15 protein-coding genes and 1 pseudogene are annotated in these 19,956 nt (G+C 47.8%); 5 read left to right on the top strand and 11 right to left on the bottom strand.

Annotated elements, in window-relative coordinates; translation table 11 throughout:
- Positions 1-28 precede the first annotated feature (28 nt).
- From M3630_RS00195 to M3630_RS00175, 5 genes are read right to left on the bottom strand one after another with little or no spacing between them, the layout of a single operon-like run.
- Complete coding sequence (locus M3630_RS00195; protein WP_173609346.1) at positions 29-1,657, bottom strand: peptide ABC transporter substrate-binding protein; 1,629 nt, start codon at positions 1,655-1,657, stop codon at positions 29-31.
- 36 nt (positions 1,658-1,693) lie between these two features.
- Positions 1,694-2,641: an ABC transporter ATP-binding protein gene (locus M3630_RS00190; RefSeq protein ID WP_173609347.1), complete on the bottom strand. Its 948-nt coding sequence runs from the start codon at positions 2,639-2,641 to the stop codon at positions 1,694-1,696.
- On the bottom strand, positions 2,642-3,661 hold the full coding sequence (locus M3630_RS00185; RefSeq protein WP_173609348.1) for an ABC transporter ATP-binding protein: 1,020 nt from the start codon (positions 3,659-3,661) through the stop codon (positions 2,642-2,644).
- Positions 3,662-3,689: 28 nt separating this feature from the next.
- Positions 3,690-4,634 carry an ABC transporter permease gene (locus M3630_RS00180; RefSeq protein ID WP_173609349.1) on the bottom strand — a complete coding sequence of 315 codons (945 nt, stop codon included), beginning with the start codon at positions 4,632-4,634 and terminating at the stop codon, positions 3,690-3,692.
- A gap of 3 nt (positions 4,635-4,637) precedes the next feature.
- The gene (locus M3630_RS00175) at positions 4,638-5,570 is read right to left on the bottom strand and encodes an ABC transporter permease (RefSeq protein ID WP_251250788.1); all 933 of its coding nucleotides are present in this window, start codon (positions 5,568-5,570) and stop codon (positions 4,638-4,640) included.
- Between the two features lie 397 nt (positions 5,571-5,967).
- Here M3630_RS00175 and M3630_RS00170 point away from each other — a divergent pair, with 397 nt between their 5' ends.
- Genes M3630_RS00170 through M3630_RS00160 form a run of 3 tightly spaced genes read left to right on the top strand, consistent with a single transcriptional unit; the run spans position 5,968 to position 8,848 of the window.
- On the top strand, positions 5,968-7,278 hold the full coding sequence (locus M3630_RS00170; protein WP_251250787.1) for a helix-turn-helix domain-containing protein: 1,311 nt from the start codon (positions 5,968-5,970) through the stop codon (positions 7,276-7,278).
- Between the two features lie 56 nt (positions 7,279-7,334).
- Complete coding sequence (locus tag M3630_RS00165) at positions 7,335-8,273, top strand: alpha/beta hydrolase (RefSeq protein WP_237900893.1); 939 nt, start codon at positions 7,335-7,337, stop codon at positions 8,271-8,273.
- Between the two features lie 47 nt (positions 8,274-8,320).
- On the top strand, positions 8,321-8,848 hold the full coding sequence (locus M3630_RS00160) for a GNAT family N-acetyltransferase (protein ID WP_251250786.1): 528 nt from the start codon (positions 8,321-8,323) through the stop codon (positions 8,846-8,848).
- 70 nt (positions 8,849-8,918) lie between these two features.
- Here the strand turns inward: M3630_RS00160 and M3630_RS00155 are convergent, their stop codons facing one another.
- The 3 genes and pseudogenes from M3630_RS00155 to M3630_RS00145 all read right to left on the bottom strand — a co-directional run.
- Positions 8,919-9,806 carry a DMT family transporter gene (locus M3630_RS00155; RefSeq protein WP_173609354.1) on the bottom strand — a complete coding sequence of 296 codons (888 nt, stop codon included), beginning with the start codon at positions 9,804-9,806 and terminating at the stop codon, positions 8,919-8,921.
- 173 nt (positions 9,807-9,979) lie between these two features.
- The gene (locus M3630_RS00150) at positions 9,980-12,049 is read right to left on the bottom strand and encodes an acyltransferase family protein (protein WP_251250785.1); all 2,070 of its coding nucleotides are present in this window, start codon (positions 12,047-12,049) and stop codon (positions 9,980-9,982) included.
- A 656-nt stretch (positions 12,050-12,705) separates the two neighbouring features.
- Positions 12,706-12,807, bottom strand: a pseudogene (locus M3630_RS00145) (DUF1697 domain-containing protein); the annotation flags it as partial.
- Positions 12,808-13,415: 608 nt separating this feature from the next.
- Here M3630_RS00145 and M3630_RS00140 point away from each other — a divergent pair.
- Positions 13,416-15,032 carry a multicopper oxidase family protein gene (locus M3630_RS00140; RefSeq protein ID WP_251250784.1) on the top strand — a complete coding sequence of 539 codons (1,617 nt, stop codon included), beginning with the start codon at positions 13,416-13,418 and terminating at the stop codon, positions 15,030-15,032.
- A 42-nt stretch (positions 15,033-15,074) separates the two neighbouring features.
- Here M3630_RS00140 and M3630_RS00135 read toward each other — a convergent pair whose 3' ends face one another.
- Positions 15,075-17,039: an ATP-dependent DNA helicase gene (locus M3630_RS00135; protein WP_221867045.1), complete on the bottom strand. Its 1,965-nt coding sequence runs from the start codon at positions 17,037-17,039 to the stop codon at positions 15,075-15,077.
- 167 nt (positions 17,040-17,206) lie between these two features.
- On the opposite strand from M3630_RS00135, the gene M3630_RS00130 reads away from it, so the two are divergent.
- Complete coding sequence (locus M3630_RS00130; RefSeq protein ID WP_048032795.1) at positions 17,207-17,566, top strand: Lin0512 family protein; 360 nt, start codon at positions 17,207-17,209, stop codon at positions 17,564-17,566.
- On the opposite strand, the gene M3630_RS00125 is transcribed toward M3630_RS00130, so the two are convergent.
- Together M3630_RS00125 and pepF are read right to left on the bottom strand one after the other, a co-directional pair.
- On the bottom strand, positions 17,563-17,892 hold the full coding sequence (locus tag M3630_RS00125; RefSeq protein WP_173609359.1) for an MGMT family protein: 330 nt from the start codon (positions 17,890-17,892) through the stop codon (positions 17,563-17,565). The genes M3630_RS00130 and M3630_RS00125 overlap by 4 nt on opposite strands.
- A gap of 81 nt (positions 17,893-17,973) precedes the next feature.
- Positions 17,974-19,773 (bottom strand): oligoendopeptidase F, encoded by a 1,800-nt coding sequence (gene pepF, locus M3630_RS00120; RefSeq protein ID WP_173609360.1) that lies wholly within the window; start codon positions 19,771-19,773, stop codon positions 17,974-17,976.
- Between the last annotated feature and the right edge of the window lie 183 nt (positions 19,774-19,956).

Genomic DNA, 19,956 nt, shown 5'->3' with positions numbered 1-19,956 from the left:
AAAAAAGAGGAGAAGCTCCTCTTTTTTTCTATTTTTTCGTTGCCCAGCGAGCGCTTGGGAACGCGTTGACTGGGAAAGTGAGACCTTCCAGATTCGGTTTCACCAAATAGTTTTGCTGGTAGTGGTAGACTGGAATAAACGGCATTTCATCCATCAAAACGGCTTCTGCCTGATGAAGCAGTTCCATACGCTTGTTCGGGTCTTGCTCAACTTTTGCCGCCATATTCAACTGATCATACTCTTTGTTCACCCAACCAGTACGGTTGTTCGGGCTTTCACCCAAATAGTAGTCCAGGTTAAACGCAGGGTCGTTGATTTGACCTACCCAGCCCATACGGCCCATTTGATAGTTCTTTTGTTTCGTTGTGTCCAGATACACTTTCCACTCTTGGTTTGTCATTTTCACTTCTACGCCCAAGTTTTTCTTGAGCATTTCTTGGATCGCTTGTGCTATTTTCTTGTGGCTTTCATCGGTGTTGTACATGAGTGTTACTTCTGGCAATGTGGACCAGCCTTCTTCTTGCATACCTTCCGCCAGCAACTTCTTCGCTGCTTCGTAATCTTCTTTGAAGTAGTCTCCACCCTCTTCGCGGAAGTCTTTTCCGTTTGGTTGCATCGCTCCACGCGGAACCATGGAGTAAGCTGGTGTCTCTCCACCTTGGCTCACCATTTCGGACAGTGCTTTACGGTCGAGTGACATGGCGAATGCTTTGCGAACTTTTTTATTCGTAAATGGTTCTTTCGTTACGTTAAACATGTACATGTACGTACCGTAGTAAGGAACGGATTTAAAGTCTGGGCTCGATTTTTCTTGCGCGAGGATGTCAGATGGCATCTCTTTGTTGAAGTCGAGCTCACCGCTCTTGTACATCTGATAAGCAGTCGTGGCGTCATTCACCATTTTCCAGGTGATCTTTTCCATTTTTACGTCCGCTTTGTTCCAATAATGCTCGTTCTTTTCAATAACGAGCTCGGAGTCATGTTTCCAGGATACGAGCTTGTAAGCACCGTTGGAGATGTAGGTATCCGCATTTGCTGCCCATTTTGGATTGGCTTCTGCCTGCTTCTTGTTGATTGGGTGCCAGTAACGGGTAGCCAGCATTTTGTCAAAGTACGATGTAGGTGCGACCAGCTCGATTTCGAGCGTTTTTGCATCCACGGCCTTGATACCTACATCCTCGGCTTTTCCTGTGCCCTTGTTGTATGCTTCTGCTCCTTTAATGTAATAGAGCAGGTAAGCCGTAGTCGAAGCAGTGGCTGGATCAAGATGCTTCATATACGTGAAAGCAAAATCCTCGGCTGTCACTGGCTCGCCGTTTGTCCATTTCACATCATCGCGCAAAATGAACGTGTACTTCAGCTTGTCATCGGACAGCTTCACTTCCTTGGCTTGTCCCAGGATCGGATTGCCGTCCTTATCCTTGGTGTACAAGCCTTCCCCCAAGTGATCCATGATCCAGAAGGACGTGGTATCCGTCGAGGTGAGCGGGTTCAAGTCTGGCGGCTCAGACTTGGCATTGAACACGACTTCTTGTTTGGCAGCAGCGCCTGGGGTAGTGGTACCTCCAGTCGATGCTGACTCGCCACTACCGCCGCAACCAGCTAAAGCCGGGATGACGAGCGAGAGCGACAGGGCAAAGGCAGCTAATTTCTTCACGTTGTTTCCCCCTATATATTAAGATAGAAAATCGAACTACTGATAGAGATGACAAGCAACCCAATGGTTCGGTGCGGCTTCCTGCCATTCAGGAACCTGTGCCGCGCATTGCTCCATGGCCTTAGGGCATCTTGTTCGGAAAACACAACCGCTCGGAGCATTGGCAGGACTCGGCAAATCGCCCTGCAAAATGATGCGCTCCCGCTTGATTGTCGGATCAGGAATCGGAATCGAGGACAGCAACGCTTGTGTATATGGATGAAGTGGCTTTGCGTACAACTCGAAGCTGTTTGCCATTTCTACCATTTTGCCGAGGTACATCACACCGATTCGAGTGGAAATGTGTTTCACCATGGACAGATCGTGGGCGATAAACAAGTAAGTCAGTCCCCTGTCCTGCTGCAAGTCTTCCAATAGATTCACGACCTGCGCTTGAATCGACACATCAAGCGCCGAAATCGGTTCATCCGCGATGATAAATTCGGGCTCGACCGCAAGTGCCCGGGCAATCCCGATCCGCTGTCTTTGGCCTCCGCTGAATTCATGGGGAAATCGGTTCGCATGTTCCTTAGAAAGACCAACTAGCTCAAGCAATTCTTTGACGCGATCCGCTCTTGCACCACGGGACAAGCCGTGAATATCCAGGCCCTCCGCAATAATGTCCATGACGGTCATGCGCGGATTCAGACTTGCTTGCGGGTCTTGAAAAATCATTTGGACGTCGCGGTGGAATTGCTCTGCCTCTTTTCCTTTTAAGCGATGTGCATTTTTGCCTTTGAACAAAACTTCTCCATCTGTATTTTCATAGAGGCGAATCATCGTTCTGCCCAACGTCGACTTCCCGCAGCCGCTCTCTCCAACAAGTCCGAGCGTCTCACCGCGATGAATGGTGAAGGTCACGCCGTCGACTGCTTTTAGCGTAATCCCATTGCCGATCTCAAAATGCTTTTTTAGATTTTTGACTTCAACCAACGCTTGGCTCATCTACGTCTGCCTCCCTGCTGCCACCAGTTCTTCCAGCTTCGGTGCGCGTGGATCATGTAGCCAGCATGCAGCTTCGTGACCCTCGGTGAATGTGGAAGCATCCGGCATTTGCTGCTCGCATATTTCCATCGCAAACTGACAACGCGGAGCGAACGGACAACCTTTTGGCGGGTGGAATAAATCTGGCGGCGTTCCCTCAATCGGTACCAGGCGTTCCTTTTCCACACCATCGATCCGCGGCAGAGAGCGCATTAAGCCCCATGTGTACGGATGCTTCGGATTTGCGAAAATATCCTCTACCTTGCCCGTTTCCACCACAATTCCTGCGTACATAACCACGGCCCGATGCGCGATTTCGGCAACGACACCCAGGTCATGTGTAATCATCACGATGGAGAGCTGCTGCTTTTCCTGCAATTCCCGGAGCAAGTCCAGGATTTGTGCTTGAATCGTTACATCCAATGCTGTCGTCGGTTCATCTGCAATGACGAGCTTTGGATCATTGGCGAGAGCAATGGCGATGACGACACGTTGCCGCATTCCCCCGGAAAACTCATGCGGGTATTGATCCACTCGTTTTTCCGGATCGGGGATACCGACCAACCGAAGCATCTCCATCGCTTTTTTACGCGCCTCTTCTTTGCTGACCTGCTGGGTACGAACAAATCCCTCGACGATTTGGGCGCCGACCTTCATCGTCGGATTCAGTGCCGTCATCGGGTCCTGAAAGACCATCCCGATCTCAGCTCCACGAACCGATAGCAATTCCTTCTTACTCATCCCCGTGATGACTTTTCCGTCAAAACGAATCTGACCATCCACGATTCTTCCCGGCGGGTTCGGGATCAAGCCCATGATCGCTTGGGCGGTTACACTCTTTCCACAACCGCTCTCTCCTACTACCGCAAGCGTCTCGCCACGATCAACATGAAAGGTAACTCCCCGTACAGCCTGTACCTCTCCACCGTACGTTTTGAAATGTACGCGGAGGTTTTCTACTTGCAGCAAATGATCCGCCATGTCTGATCCTCCTATCTTCGTGGCGAGGTTACTCGCGAATTCTTGGGTCCAATGCATCCTGCAAGCCATCACCGAAAACGTTGAAGGCAAACATCGTCAATGAAATCATCAAGGCCGGGAAGAAAAGTCTCCACCAATCCCCTGTCAAAATGACGCCGAGTGCATCGTTAGTCATCGTCCCCCAGCTTGCGATTGGCGCCTGCACACCCAATCCTAAAAAGCTGAGGAAAGATTCTGCAAATATCGCCGACGGAATGGTAAACGTCAAGTTCACGATGATGACTCCGATGGTATTCGGAATCAGGTGGCGTAACAGAATGCGCGGGAATTTGGCACCCAGCACTTGCGCAGCCATGATGAACTCCTGGTTTTTCAATTGCAGGATTTGTCCCCGAACAAGACGAGCCATTCCTACCCAACCGGTTGCGGACAATGCGATGATGATGGTAACAATGCCAGGCTCCATGACAACCATCAGCATGATCACCACGAGCAGGTATGGCAATCCGTACAAGACCTCGATCAACCGCATGATGATGGTATCGATCCGGTCTCCCTTTTTGCCTCGACCAGCCATGTATCCGGCAATACCGCCGACCGTCACTCCGATGATCAAGTCAATTAATGCTGCCGATATTCCGATAATCAGTGAAATCTGCGCTCCGTACCATGTACGTGAAAACATGTCGCGCCCCAGCTCATCTGTTCCGAACCAATGCTCGCTCGAAATTTCCTGATTTGCATTTAAAAGGCTCTGGTCGGAATAACTGTACGGAACGAGATGTGGTCCAATAATCGCCATGGCAATCAATAAAACAATCAGAGTCAAACCCACCATGGCCAGCTTGTTTCTGACGAGCTTTCTCGTTACTTGTTGAAAATGAGTCAGGCTCGGTCGCATCTGGGCGATCTGTCCATCTGCTTTTTGAGCTCTAGGTCGAAACAACTCATTTACTGATTGATCTACCGCCATTGGCTACCTCCCCCTGCTCGATAGTTTGATTCGTGGATCGATGAACATATAGGCCAGATCAATCAAGAAGATAATGAGCACCAAGATGGCACTGTAGAATACTGTTGTTCCCAGAATAACGGGATAATCTCGATTGAAAATGCCATCGACGAAGTATTTGCCGATCCCTGGTACTGCAAAGATCTTTTCGACGACGAACGTTCCGGTTAACAGCCCCGCGATGAGAGGTCCCATAAACGTGACGATCGGCAAAATCGCGTTGCGGATTCCATGCTTGACCACTATCAGAAAAGACGGAATTCCTTTTGCCTCAGCGGTCCGTATGTAATTCTGGTTCATCACATCGATCATGCTCGTCCGCATATAGCGTGTAATGATCGCTAAAGGACCAAAAGCAAGTGCGAGTGAAGGCAGAACCGAATGTTTCCAACTGGTAAGCGTCGCTACTGGGAATAACGGCCATTTGATTGCCAAGTAATTAATGAGCAATGGCGCCATGATAAAGCTGGGTACAGCAATTCCTAATACCGCCATGACCATTGCCGCATAATCAATCCAGGTATTTCGGTTTAATGCCGCAATTGTTCCGAATAAAAGTCCGAAAAAAAGGGCAACCGCTATCGCCTGCAAACCGATCATTGCAGATGCTCCGAAGCCATCTTTGATCATATCATTGACACCGCGTGTCTCCGACTTAATAGAAGGTCCTAAATCGAGCATGACCAAACTTTTTAGATAAAGCAAATACTGCATCGGCAGCGGTTCATCCAAATTGTATTTGGCACGCAGATTCATCAAAATTTGCTCGGGCAACTGATCTGACTCCGACGCGAATGGATCACCAGGGATCATATGCATCAGGCTAAAGGTCAACGTTACAATAATCCACAAGGTGAGTACCATCATCAGAATTCTTTTAAGTAAATAACGTGACATCTTATAAGAGCCCCCTAGTCCAGACTTGCAAAAAGATTAAGAAAATTAAACGCACCCTCCTTTTGAAAAACCTTTAACGGAAATTGACCTAAAACATTCCTTAATTCAACAATATAGTGCCGTGATTATTTAATGTCAATTCTGATTTTTTTATTTTTTACATCGATTTATAAAGGTATTTGCTGAAAGTTGTCAAATATAAAACAATTAATACGGAAATTTTCCCTAAAACATCCCTATTTAAAATTTCGTGTTCGCTACATCTCGCATGCCCATATGATGGGTTATATTTAATCTACATAAGAAAGACTGGCATACTAGAATGCCGAAAAAAGGATGGATCTCCTTCCTGACGAATTGTTTATCCCGTAGTTTAACTTTTTTGGAGGACATTTTGATGATAAAAGTTGGCATAGTCGGTCCAAAAGATTCAGTAGATGCAATGGTAGCTGTCGGACGCGAGTTTTCCGATCAGATCCTGCTCACCTCCTTTATTTATCAAGGAGTGGAACAAGTACCAGCCTATGTAGCCGAAAATGATATGGAAACAGACATCTGGTTCTTCTCTGGAGTCGCTCCCTACTCGATGGCAAAAGCGCATATTGGCAAGAAAAAAGCCTTTTATCCCCAAGTCAATTCAAGTGTCCTGACCAAAGTCTTGCTCGAATTGGTCTACCGCGATGGTTTGTCTTTGGATCGCGTGAGCTTCGATACCATTTCGGAAGCTCATTTTCGTGAGACCTTAGAGGAATTGGGCCTGCACTGTGAGAATCCATACCTAAAGCCATATAAAGAATTCAGAAAGAGATCTGAATTGGTAGCCTATCACACCCGCCTTATCCAGGAAGGCAAGGTAGACGCTTGTGTCACGGGAACGCTTTTTGTCACCGAAGAATTAAAGCGACTAGGAATCAGAGTGTATCGAATGGGCTTCACACGCTTCATATTCCGAGAGATTTTCAAGCGAATTCTGCAAGAGGGAGAAACGCTCCACTTCAAGCGCTCCCAAATTGCTGTTCAATTGATTGAGGTATCCGACATGGAAAAGCTCGTAAATGAACCTGCCAACGCGTACGAGCTGCGCCGCCTCGACTTGAAGCTCCAAGAGCTCGTCCTCGATTACACAGAGTCGATTTCCGGTAGCTTCGTCGCGGTCGGCAATTCCAAGTTCATTATTTTTTCCACCCGCGGATCGTATGAAGACAATCCGGATTTTCACCCCACGATCCTTTTGGAAAAAATCAAGCTGCTCACCCATTCGCACGCAAATATGGGAATCGGCTTTGGTGTCACAGCATTGTCTGCAGAGCGCAATGCTCAGCTTGCACTCGGTCAGGCCAAAAACCATAAGGATGCCGTGATCCTCGTTGACCATGACGGTTCGATTGAAGGACCGCTGCGTCAGCCGAACAGCATCAGCTACGAATATTGGACACAGGACAAAGAAATCAGCGAAAATCTGAAAAAAGCCGGTGTCAGTATTACGACGTTTAACAAAATCATTTCCGTCCAAAAAGCGCTTGGGCAAAAATATATCAGCGCTTCGATGATCGCGGAATGGATGGGGATGACCCCTCGCAATGCGCGAAGAATCTTGAGTGACTTGGCAGAGCACAACATTATCGAGCTCATTGGGGAAGAGACGCCAACGAACCGGGGGCGCCCACGGAAAATTTATCGGATACTCCCCTCCCCACAAACCATTTAATTGTTTCTCCATGAGAAAGGCGGAAAATATCCAACGACCAAAAAGGAGGTTGTCATATGCCCGTTCATCCACAGATTCAACAAATTTTAGACGTCTTCAACCGCTCACGTCATGATGTCGATTTTAACCAATTGACCCCACAGATTATGCGAATGGCGACTGATCAAAATCGAGATTCAAGCGTGGAACGTGAACAGGTAAAAAAGGTCGAGAATCTATCGCTTCCCTTGGAAGGTCGTTCCATTCCGATCCGCATATACACACCAGAAGGTCACGCCCCCTTTCCTGCCCTCGTGTACTATCATGGAGGCGGATTTGTGATCGGCAATCTCGAAACGGTAGACTCGGTATGTCGCAACTTCGCAAATAACGCAAAATGCGTCGTCATTTCTATCGATTATCGGCTCGCGCCTGAACATCCTTTTCCGGCAGGGTTGGAAGATGCCTATGATTCTCTCCTATTTATTTCAGACCATGCCGATCAGTTTGGCATTGATCCGTCGCGGATAGCGGTAGGGGGAGATAGCGCCGGAGGTAATTTTGCCACAGTCGTAAGTCTCATGGCTAAAGAACGGCAGGGTCCTCCTATCGTATTTCAATTATTAATCTATCCAGCCGTAGGAATAGTGGACACCGCTCCCTATCCATCCATGCAGGAAAATGCGAGTGGCTATTTGATGGATGTGGAATTGCTGAATTGGTTCCTCTCTCATTATCTGCCGCCTGCCGATCTCCAAAATCCATATCTTGATCCGATCAACGGAGCCGATCTCACTGGTCTGCCCCCGGCCATGGTGATTACAGCCGAATACGATCCTTTGCGAGATGGCGGAAAAACGTATGCAGACAAGCTACGCGATAGCGGTGTCGAGGTCGTCTATCGGAATGAACAAGGCTTGATCCATTCCTTTATCGGATTCCATACTACGATCAAGCAAGCGCAAGAATCGTTGGATGAGATGTCGGCGCAATTACGGAAAGCTTTCAAAATGTAAGTTGTATTGGTTAAACAAAGCGTAAGCCTGCGAACGGGGTGAAATCATTGACTAGACATACAGACGACAAAGTGACCATTCGCTTCGCTCATATCGAGGATGCAGCGGCCATTTTATCTTTGCAGCGTGATGTGGTTGGTGAAGGGGAATTTTTTATTTCTGTTTCCGAAGAGTTCAACAAAACCATGGAACAGCAGCTTGAGTGGATCCAAAACATTATTGACAATGACAGGGAAACCATGTTGGTAGCGGAAATAAACGGTGAATTGGCTGGCATGGTCGTGCTCGTATCTCCGGCTCGCAAACGTTTGTCTCATACAGGTTCGATCACGATGATGATCCAGAAAGCTCACAGAAATAAGGGCATCGGCAAGGTTTTATTGATGGAGTTGTTAGCTTGGGCAAAGAAACATCCGCTCATTGAAAAAGTGAGCTTAGGGGTGTTCTCCAACAATCTGAGAGCGATTGCTTTATACAAAAGCCTTGGCTTTGTGGAAGAAGGACGAAAAGTAAAAGAATTCAAGCTGGCTGAGAATGAATACGCAGATGATGTCCTGATGTACAAATTCGTATAGCGTCCATTCGTTTTCCTTCCATGCAAAAAAGGACCTTCCCATCAGGTCCTTTTCTTATGAGCAAGTAAGCCTATACCGATTTCGATGGCTGAACAGATTGTTTCTTTTGAACACTGGCAACAATCACACCCACGACGATCAACAAGGAGCCCCCCACTTGAATCGACGTCACCTGCGAACCAAGCAGTAAAAACCCGACCAGCATCGCTACAAAAGGCTGCAAGTTAAGAAAAATAGCTGCTTTGCCCGTCCCTACCACTTTTAATTGCTGATTCCAGACGATTCCACATATTCCTTGCATGAGGATCGCAGTCAAAATGAGCATCGCCCATGCCCATGCTTCGTGGCTGATCTGCGCCCCTGGCTCGATCGTCAACAGCGCCGCAGGAGTCAAAAACAAAGTCCCAACCGTCGTCGAGTACACGGTGGCAATAAACGGCTGGATGGTTTGGGTCAGTTTGCGAATGATGATCATGGAAGAGGAGAATGTGACCATGGCAATCACAATGAGTAAGACTCCCTTGGAAATGGATAATCCTGCTCCAACACCGACTACGAAGAATGTTCCCAGGAGAGCTAAGCCGGAGCCAACCTTCATACGCAGGGTAAACTGCTCCTTCAAAAACAAAGAGGCAAGCACTGCAGTGACGATCGGCGACAAGGAAAGAATCAACGCTGCCGTTGTCGCGTCTGTCGTCAATAGCCCGTTGAAATACGCCGTTTGATTTGCCAGCGTCCCGATCAAGCCAAGCAATACAAGAAGTCCCAGCTCACGAGCGGTGATTTTTACGAATTTTTTGGTCAGCCACGCGTAAATGATCAGAAACATAGATGTGAAAAGCAAGCGTACATCTGCCAAAAACAGCGGAGGAAACTCTTTGACCAGCATGCTTCCGAAAACAAAATTACTTCCCCACAGCGTTACACAAAAAAGCAACAGCAAGTACGACCGAATCATGATTGTTCCTTCTTTCACCCGATGCATTATTCTTCCGTTAGCTATCGTACAGGAGAGTGCGAAAAAAGTCCATGAGCTGATCTGCTATTGTTTGATGGAAATTATGTTTGGTTGTAGGCACTGTCACATACAAAAGACCAGCGAACGAGTTAGTTCACTGGTCTTCCCTTGCTTCATTGTACCATTTCTTCCATAGGGGTCTCCTCAGTTGCTTCCAGAGCCCCTTCCATCTGCCCTGCCTCTTCGACTGCCGACTCTTTCGCTTTCTCTTCCTCTTTCACTTCCGGCTTCTTCTCCGGCTCCGTCGGCGCGATTGCACTCGCCACGAGTGCCGCGTATTTTTGTGAGCCTTCCTTATTCGGGTGAACACCGTCTTTGTAAAAGTAAGAGCTTTGCCCTTCACTTACCGCATACCAATCCACAAGAACGACATGTGGTTGGGCTGCAGCCGTTTCCGCCAGCATCTTATTCACGACGCTTTCCCATGGTTTAGGTACGCGAGCATTGACGAGAATGATCTGCTCTGCGCCATCCAGTGATTGCAGCAGCTTGTCGAGCTGCCCTTTACTAAATGCGCCGTTCGAGCCTAATTCAATCACGACGCGATTTCCCAATTGGCCTTTTGCCTTGAGCTGCGCAATTACGTCAGGAGCTTGCGCCATTTGCCTTCCGATTTTGGCATCCACGACGATCCCTGGCAGTAGTTTCTCCAGGTAAGGAGCCACATCGAGCATGACAGAGTCACCAATCACAGTGATCCCTTTACCAGAGCCTATCGCTTTGATCGGTTCCTGTTTTTGGTCAGGCTGTTTGGAAGCATTCGAATCTTTCTGCTTCTCCACAGGCTTCTGCTTTTGTCCGTTGTTATTTGGCTTCTGCTCGTTTTTCGGTTTTGTCGGGGGAATTGCCGGTTTTTGAACCGTTTCCGGCTTCTTCTCTACGATTGGCACCTCAGGACCATGAGGCTTGTCGGGGACCTTTGTCTCGGTGACAGTTTGAGTTGGCTGTGTCACATTTCCAGCGGTCGCATCTGACGTGAGCGAAGCAATCCCATAATACGTGACACAAAGAGCAATCGCGCAACCGGTTGCCAATACACGGTTTAACCGTTTGGTTTTCTGACCCGCATTATTGGAGCGATGCCAGATTCTGCCTAATGCACCGTAACGAATAGGCTCCTCGAGATATTTAAATGACAACGATGCCAGCAAAATGCTTGCGAGGAGCTGCAAAACCGCTCCAGGTACCGCCATCCACTCTCTTTCCGCTAAAAACGGATTCGTCCAAACGATCACAGGGTAATGCCACAAATAAATCCCGTAAGATCGAACGCCGATCCAACGCAGTGGCTTGCAGCCCATCCATTTCGCCAAGCTGCTTGCCGGATGTGCGAGTACGGCGACCAGCACGGCACTGACGACAGACAGAAGGACGAGCCCGCCCTCGTATAAATAATCATCATATTGATTCGTGTTCCAAATGCTGTACAAAAGAATCCCTAAGCTCAAGAGACCGCTTAGATCGAGCGTAATTCGCGCTTTTTGTGAAATGTTCGTCGTTAGCAAGCGGCTCGGCCACATCATGGCGAGTGCGGCACCGATCAATAATCCGAATACCCGTGTGTCCGTTCCGTAATATACACGACTCGGATCAAGACCTGGCTCATACAAAACGGCCATGGAAATGGCGGATATTGCAGCCAGCACCAAAGTAATAATCATGATTGGCCCCCTGCGCTTCAGGAAGCGGAGTCCGAGAGCGAGTACCAGCGGCCAAATGACATAAAACTGTTCTTCTACTGCCAATGACCACAGATGGCCTAATGGTGAAGGAGGACCGAATTTTTCAAAATAAGATACATCATGAAAGACCAGCCACCAGTTACTTACGTACAGAACGGCTGCCCCTACATCTCCGCGGATGGTTTTCAACTGGTCTGGCGAAAAGATGGCTACGCCTGCCATCACCACAAACAGCATGAGGAAAAGCGCTGGCAGCAATCTTCTGGCACGGCGCAACCAAAAGTCTTTCATGTCTAGTCTGCCATTACGATTCCATTCTGCAATTAATAAATCTGTAATTAAATATCCCGATAAAACGAAGAAAATCCCGACACCCAGCAATCCCCCGGGTGCCCAGTCGTAATTCAAGTGATAAATAATGACTGCGAGTACCGCCAGCGCACGAAGCCCGTCGATCCCAGCCATGTATCGACTGCTGGAGCCTTTGATCGGTTCAGGCATGCTGGTGGCCTCCTGTCGTTGCATGTTGGCGAGTGATTAATTCGTTCTGATTATTGATTCTTTTCGTACCCATCGTCCTTTTCATATTTTTATGGTGATTCTTCGTGCTCGCCATGCAAAACATTTTGCATTCTCCCCTTTTACCTTCCGTTCTGTTATTGTCCTTTGTTGTTGGGGGCAGTCATTACACATCGGGAATTGCGTGCTCTATGAATGCAAAAACCCCTGTTTTTTAGAATCGTGCGAAAACGGGGGTTGATCTCGTTCATTATCTTTATGGAAAATGAATTCTCCCATCATCGTTGCCCGTATTCAGGATGTGATGAACTACTCACTATCTCGTTGTTTTTGGTTTGGTTACTCCCTTATATATGCATCACACCTTCCTTATAGTGGATCGTCTCACAAGGAAATTACCCGGTCCTTGTCTTACGTGAGTCTCTTGCTGAATAGTTGTTTGTAACCTGATTATATGACGGTTTCGGGGGATAACTCGTTACAAACTGTTTACATTCTGACCATGTTTTTTCCCGGTCAAAACGCGGAACAAAAAAGAAGCTGCTGGTATACTTTCCCCATCAGCTTCACGATTGTAGATCATCGCAGACCACCACTGTCAGATGCAAAATGCAACGTGTTTACTTGTCACAAAAGTTTTACGGATCAACAGCCTGCATCCGTTCGTAAATTTTGCGAGTTGTATTGACATTCCTGATTGTCATTTGTTGATAAACCTTTGAGCCAATAAGTTTCAGCATGATGTAAGGTCAAATCAAAAAGCGAGTATGTATAGCGTCTTCCAATCTGTGAGGAATCATTGCTTGTGAATCGGTATCCCCCGAAGGAAAGCGACATCAACCACGGTTGTTCCCCTATCACTACCATTTTCGCCAATTGAAACAGGAAATACAAGACAAAAATAAAATCCCCATCGATTACCAGTACCGACGAGGATCTTCGCTTGATTATTCCAATTTAAATATGATGAGTAAACAAATAATTTAAGAAAAAACCACCGCTGACAACCGCAATCACCATGCATACAATGCCACTTTTCACCCGTTCGGAAAGCAATCGCATAAACCCAATACAGAAAAAGACTCCTGTGACCAAAAAATAAGCGACTCCAACCCAAAAAACGTTCCAAGGCAAGCTCGCAAAATCTACGTTACCCAAAAGTGAACACCATCCCTGTCCGATTCTACTGATTACTCGTATGTACGATACTCCATTATAGCATTTGTTCACGCTTACTTTCCCATTTTTGCAAAATGCGTAACAGAAGTGTCATACATCCTACCTTCATGTTTTCTACACAATCGTTTGGTAGGCTTTCTCTAACAGCGCAAAGGAGGAAAAGGTGCACATGAACAAACGGAAAATACGCCGATGGGCTTATCCCCTGGTTCTAGGTGGCGTTTTGCTGTTATCCGCATGCTCGACTGCCACTGACAATACCACGATGGATCATAATGGACACAACATGAATTCTCCACCCGAAACATCCGCACAAGCTCAACCACAACAGATGTCCACATCCAGCGACTCGTCTATGGAGGTGCTTACAGGCAATACGTTTACCCTCACGGCAAAAGAAAATATGCTCCACCTCGATGACAAGACCATGAAAACCTCATGGACGTACAATGGAACCGTTCCAGGTCCACAGCTTCGTGTCAAACAAGGGGAAACCATCAGCGTGACATTGAAAAACGAATTGCCCGAGCCGGTCACCATTCACTGGCATGGCTTACCCGTCCCGAATAACATGGATGGAATCCCTGGCGTGACCCAAAATGCCGTAAGACCAAACGAAAGCTTCACCTACAAATTCAAGGTGGACGTTGCCGGGACATACTGGTACCACTCGCATCAAAACAGCGCCAAGCAGGTAGACAAAGGCTTGTACGGTTCACTTGTGGTGGAACCGGCTACGCCAGAGCCAGCTGATAAAGATTTTACCCTCGTTCTGGATGAATGGATGCAGGACGATAGCATGGCGGAAATGCACGGAAGTGGCATGAGCCACGGCACGAGTTCCCCTTCTTCCGATAGCTCTTCCTCTGGTGGTCACAACATGGCCGATATGGAGATGCCCATGAGTGACGCAGAGATGATGCCGTTGATGTATACGATTTTTTCCGTGAACGGAAAAACAGGCCCAGCAATCCAGCCGCTACCTGTTAAAGAAGGTGAGAAGGTCAGAATCCGCCTGATCAATGCCGGATACTTGAACCACAAGCTGAACCTGCAAGGTCATGAATTTAAAATCGTAGCGACGGACGGGCAACCTATCAATAATCCGCCCCTCGTAGGAGGCCAGCTCCTCAATATCGGACCAGGAGAACGATATGATCTCGAATTTGTCGCAAACAATCCGGGCAAATGGTTACTAGAGGAGCGCAGCACAAATCCAGGCGCCAAGTCCCTTGTCGTGCCCATCGTCTACGAAGGCTCGGAAACAACAGCAGCCAAATCAGAAGCTGGCGACATGCCGACGATAGACATCACCAAATACGGCGAAGCAGCAAAAAGCAGCTTTACGCTGGAGCAGAAGTATGACATTACGTATCAAATGGATCTAAACACGGAAACGGCAAATGGAAAAATGGCCTTTACCATCAATGGTAAAACGTTCCCGAATGTCCCTCCTCTCAACGTCAAAAAAGGAAATCTGGTCAAAGTCACGCTGGTGAACAAGTCACCAAAAGATATCCACCCGATGCATTTGCACGGACATTTCTTCCAAGTATTAAGCAAAAACGGACAGCCTATCACAGGCTCCCCTCTGGTCAAAGATACGCTGAACATTTTGCCGGGTGAATCATATGTAGTCGCCTTCGAAGCTGACAATCCAGGAGATTGGATGTTCCACTGCCACGATCTGGGCCATGCTGCGCAAGGAATGGTATCCGAAGTAAAATATGAAGGCTTCAAGCCAGATTTCGTCGTCGACCCTACTGTCGGCAATATGCCGGAATAACCATAGAAAAAGCAGGAGCCTTCATGGCTTCCTGCTTTTTCTTTACGCCAATACACCGTCCAAAGACGTTTTCCACTCTACCCCACTCGGAAATACATCCTGCACTTGCTGTCTCAGCTTGTCATCTTGGCTCAATTGCGGACTCAAGATCGATACCAGACCGCTATCTTCTCTTGAACGGATCAAACGCCCGATGCCTTGACGCAGTCTCAGCAGCATGTAAGGCAAATCTACCTCGTCGAAAGGATTCGCTGCACTTTTTCGTTTTGCTGTAAACACCGGATCATTCGGCGGAAATGGCAGTGACCAAATGATCACATTGGACAGCGAAGGCCCCGGAACGTCTAGCCCTTCCCACAGGCTCACCGCACAGAGGCTGCTTTTCTCGTCGTTTTGGAACTGAGAGATCAGATGGCTGATTTCCGCATCTCCTTCAAACAAGAATCGCAGATCCGTACAGGCAGGCTCGTTTTTGATGGCAGCCTTGAATTGCTGTAATTCCTCCATGGAGGAAAATAACAACAGCGCACTACCTGCTGATTTTTGCAGTAATTGGGTAGCCTGTCTCATTTTTTCCGCAAATGAATCGGTCACGGAAAGTGTCGGTACATATACTTCCATTTGTTTGTCGTACTCATATGGAGAAGCCACAGAGAAAGACAGGTATTGATCAATGCCCAAGCTGTCCGCCACATACTTGAACGATCCGTCAACAGATAGAGTCGCCGACGAAAAGACAATTGGCATCTTTTGTGAGAATACGCGCTCTTCCAGTACTTCCTGCACCTTTTTTGGCATGACGACCAAGGTTGGCCCGGTAATCTCTTCACTCATCCAGGAAATGACGTGATCCGGGTCCTGGAAAAGACCTAGTGCCAACTGCATCATTTCCAAATGCTCCTCGACAATTCGCAGCTGGAACTCGTCCAACGTATACAAACCGCCCTCTAGCGCCAGCTCTTCTTCAATCCAACTGACGAGACTCGTAAAGCGGTGGATGGTTGCAATGAGTTCCGGATGAAAATGGATTTCTTTTCGGTTGGAGCCCATCACAGCCTTGCTCTCTTCGTTCAATCGCGAGAACATCTCCTCGCTCTGGGCAATGGCTTCCTCAATGGCAATGGCGAGCTCTTCCCTGATCTCTCCCTTCAACACACGCGTAATCGTTTCTTCGAAGACGGAGTGATTAAGCTTGTACGTCAATGCTTTTTGGGCAGCAGGCTCCAACAGATGACCTTCATCAAAAATGACCGAGCTATGCGGCGGCAGCAACGGTAGCTGACCTCCGCGCTTGCGGATCTCATAAGTCCACACATGCTCCATATAAAAGTCATGGGAACAAATGATCAAATCGGCTGACTGACGATAATGATTTCTGGAAAGGGTCTGCCCACAGCGGTGCTGTCTGTCGCACACAAAGCAATCCTGAAAAGTATCCCAGTTCATCTGCGCCCATTCTTGATCATCCAGTTCAGGATATGTGCTGCGATCCCCGTACGGATAAAAGGACTGCAAGGCTTCATGTGTATGAACAAATGAAGGCAGCTCTTGATAAATATGCTGGAAAGCTTCACCTGTCTCAGGCTGGAATCTCGCCTCATCCAGCTTGCGCAAACAGACATATTGGTCCGGAGATTTTCCGAGTCTCGCGTCAATCGTCAGGTTGAGATGGCGAGCCAGTTTCGCAATATCGCCTTCCGGTTTTACGAGCTGCTCAATCAGAGACTCATTCGCACAGGCAATGATAGCGGGCTTTCTGGTATACCGTGCATAGCAGATGGCGTACAGCAAGTAAGCCAATGTTTTTCCCGTGCCTACTCCCGCCTCTGCAAAAATCGTTTGCTTTTCTATAAAAGCCCGTTCAAGCTGAAAGGCCATGTAGATTTGCTCATCACGCACCTCGAATCCAGCCTCAGGCAATACTTCATAAAAAACGTCCGCTACCCAATCACTCACCTGCGAGATGAACGGCTGGGACGGATCGTAGGCAAAAGGATAACGTTCCAATTGTGACCTGCCTCCAATAATGAAAAGAATCGTCAAGCATAGATGCTAACATGTTATGATGACATGTCTTGACGATAAACACAATACAGATAAGAGAAAAAACCATTCCTTTTCGTGGTAAGATAAGGATGGTAGAAAAGTAGAATGAAATAGGAGTGAACAAGCCAATGGAAAAAGTAATGTTTATTGAAATAGGAATGGGTATCGACATGCATGGACAAAACGTCACCAAAGCCGCAGTCCGTGCTGTTCAAAATGCCATCCATCATAATTCGATGCCTGGACTGCGCTCTGTCCTGCCAGGAAACGATATCCATAACATGAAAGTAAATGTGAGACTAGCCGTTCCTGCTGACAAGGACAAGCTCGACCTGGAAACGGTTCGTAAAGCACTGCCTTACGGGGAAGTTTCCTTCGAAATCGTCGATGGCGGCATGTTGACGAGCAGTGGGGTCGTGATCGCTGAAAAAGAGGACAAGAACGACCTAGCCTATATCGTCATCGCTTCGGTAGAGGTCGGATACTAGAATACCGGCTCATCCACTACCTGTGGGTGAAACTGATAACGCTCCAACGCTATTTCTCCTGCTGCTGACACGACTACCCCTTCGCTTTCCAAGGCCATTTTTTGTAGCGTGAACGAATCCAAATCTTGCAATCCGATCTTTCCTTGGGCGTTGATGACCCGATGCCAAGGAAGCTTGTGCTTTTTGGACAAGGAATGAAGGATGCGAACGATTTGTCTGGCAGCTCTCGGACTTCCGGCCAACGCAGCAATTTGCCCGTACGTCATGACATGGCCCGTTGGAATCCCGGCAATAATTTTTAGTGCGCGCTGCGTAAATTCGGTCATGATGACTACTCCTTCTTGCTTGATCAAACCAAAAGGCTTGTGACTCCTCGAAGATCACAAGCCTTTTCTTCTTATTTCAGGTTAAAACAGTCTTTCCAGCTCGTCAACCAGACTTCCGACGTAAGCGACAGCCTCGCGGATTGGCTGCGGATCTGACATATCCACGCCAGCTTTTTTCATCAGTTCCAGCGGCGTTAGTGTCCCCCCGGCTTTGAGGACCTCGATCCAACGGTCAACGGCAGGCTGTCCCTCTTGCTTGATGCTCGCCGCCATTGCGGTAGAAGCAGTCAAACCAGCTGCGTACGTGTACGGATACAGCCCCATGTAATAGTGCGGTTGCCGCATCCATGTAAGGCTCGCTGCATCGTCCAGATCAACTGCATCACCCCAGAAGTCTGCGAGCACTTGCCCTTTCCATTCGGAGAGCTGTTTGGCAGTCAAAGGTACGTCTTTTTGCGCTCCTTCGTACACTTTTCGTTGCATTCTCGCTTCGAGAAGATGCGTGACAAAGTTGTGGTAATACGTATTCATCAATTGCAAAATGACCCAACGCTTCAGACGAGGATCGTCGGATTGCTCCACGATATGCTGCGCGAGCAAGAGCTCATTGAGTGTAGAAGGCGCTTCGATAAAGTACAGCGAAGGACGAGAGTTCGTAAAGCTTTGCTCTCTTGTCGCCAGCATAAAATGTCCGCAATGCCCCAACTCATGAGCCAGCGTGAAAGCACTGCGCATATTTCCCGACCACGTTATGAGAATGTAAGAGTGCTTGCTGTATGTCGTTGAGCAGAACGCACCTGTCGATTTGCCCACGTTGTCTACGTAGTCGATCCAGCGTTCATTCAGTGCTTTTTCCATAATCGCCGTGTACTCTGGCCCCATTACTTGCAAGGATGCCAGAATCTTTTTCCCAGCTTCTTCAATCGTAATCGGCGGGCTGAATTCTGAGTCAAGCGGCGTCTTCAAATCACAAAAGGCAAGTTTTTCGAGGCCAAGCTCTTTTGCTTTCAGCTTCGCATAGCGTCGCATGTGCGGAGCGAGTTCATTCCCGATGATATCCAGAATGTTGTGGTACATATCCAGTGTAACTTGCTGTGGTTTAAGCAGCATGTCCGTTACGGTTTCATAACCGCGCAGGCGAGACATGACGGTTTGTCTTTTCACCTCTGACGCGTATACCGCAGCGAAGGAGTTTTGGTAAGAAGCGAGCGTCTTCGAAAAGGATTCGTACGAAGCACGGCGGAGCACCGTATCGGAAGACATCTCATAATCTGTCTCAAACAGCGCGAAAGATACGGGACGCTCTTTTCCCTCGCCATCAAGGACGGGTGCAAATGACATGTCCGACAACTTTCCACGCAAGTAAATGTTGTATGGTGCACCGAAAACCTCGCCCATCGCCGCAAACGCTTCCTCAGTCTCAGCCGACAGTCGGTACGGCTTTGTTTCCAGCAAATCTTTCAAGCTTTTGCGGAATATTTCGAGTCCTGGTTCTTCCTCCAAGAAGCTCTCGATTTTTCCTTCTGGCAACGCCAAAATTTCGGAAGGGATAAAAGAAAGCGCAGCGTTAAGCTGAGATACGACATCCCCTACCCGTGCAGAGTTCGCTTGGTTTTGTGGATTCGTCCCGTCTTCAGAAGACCGCAGTCTGGCATATGTCGCTGCGATATTCGCCCGAACATTGATCGCTTCGTTTGCCTCCAAACATGCCAACAACGTCTCTCCACTCTTATGCAGCTGACCTTTGAATGCTGTGACGACAGGCAGATGCTGTATAATTTCTGCTAATTCTTGCTCCCACGCTTCCTGGCTCTCAAACAGATCGTTCAGGTTCCACGTATACTCGACAGCGACTTGATCACGTGTCTGTCTTGTCTTCACTCTGACTGCCTCCTTTAATTCTGCCAATAAAAAATTTTTTATGTAATAAATTTGCCTTTTCATTTGAATTTTCCTACAATTAACCAAAATAAACAAGTGGATAACTTGCTCGAATTAGGCGGTAATCTGTCTTTTTCTGCGCTTTCCTAGGAAATTCTTTCAAATCATAAGCAGGTGATTTCG

The sequence above is a fragment of the Brevibacillus sp. MER 51 genome (assembly GCF_023714195.1).
Classification (GTDB): Bacteria; Bacillota; Bacilli; order Brevibacillales; family Brevibacillaceae; genus Brevibacillus.
Note: the sequence above shows the minus strand (reverse complement) of the source record. Positions and strands in the feature narration are given on the sequence as shown.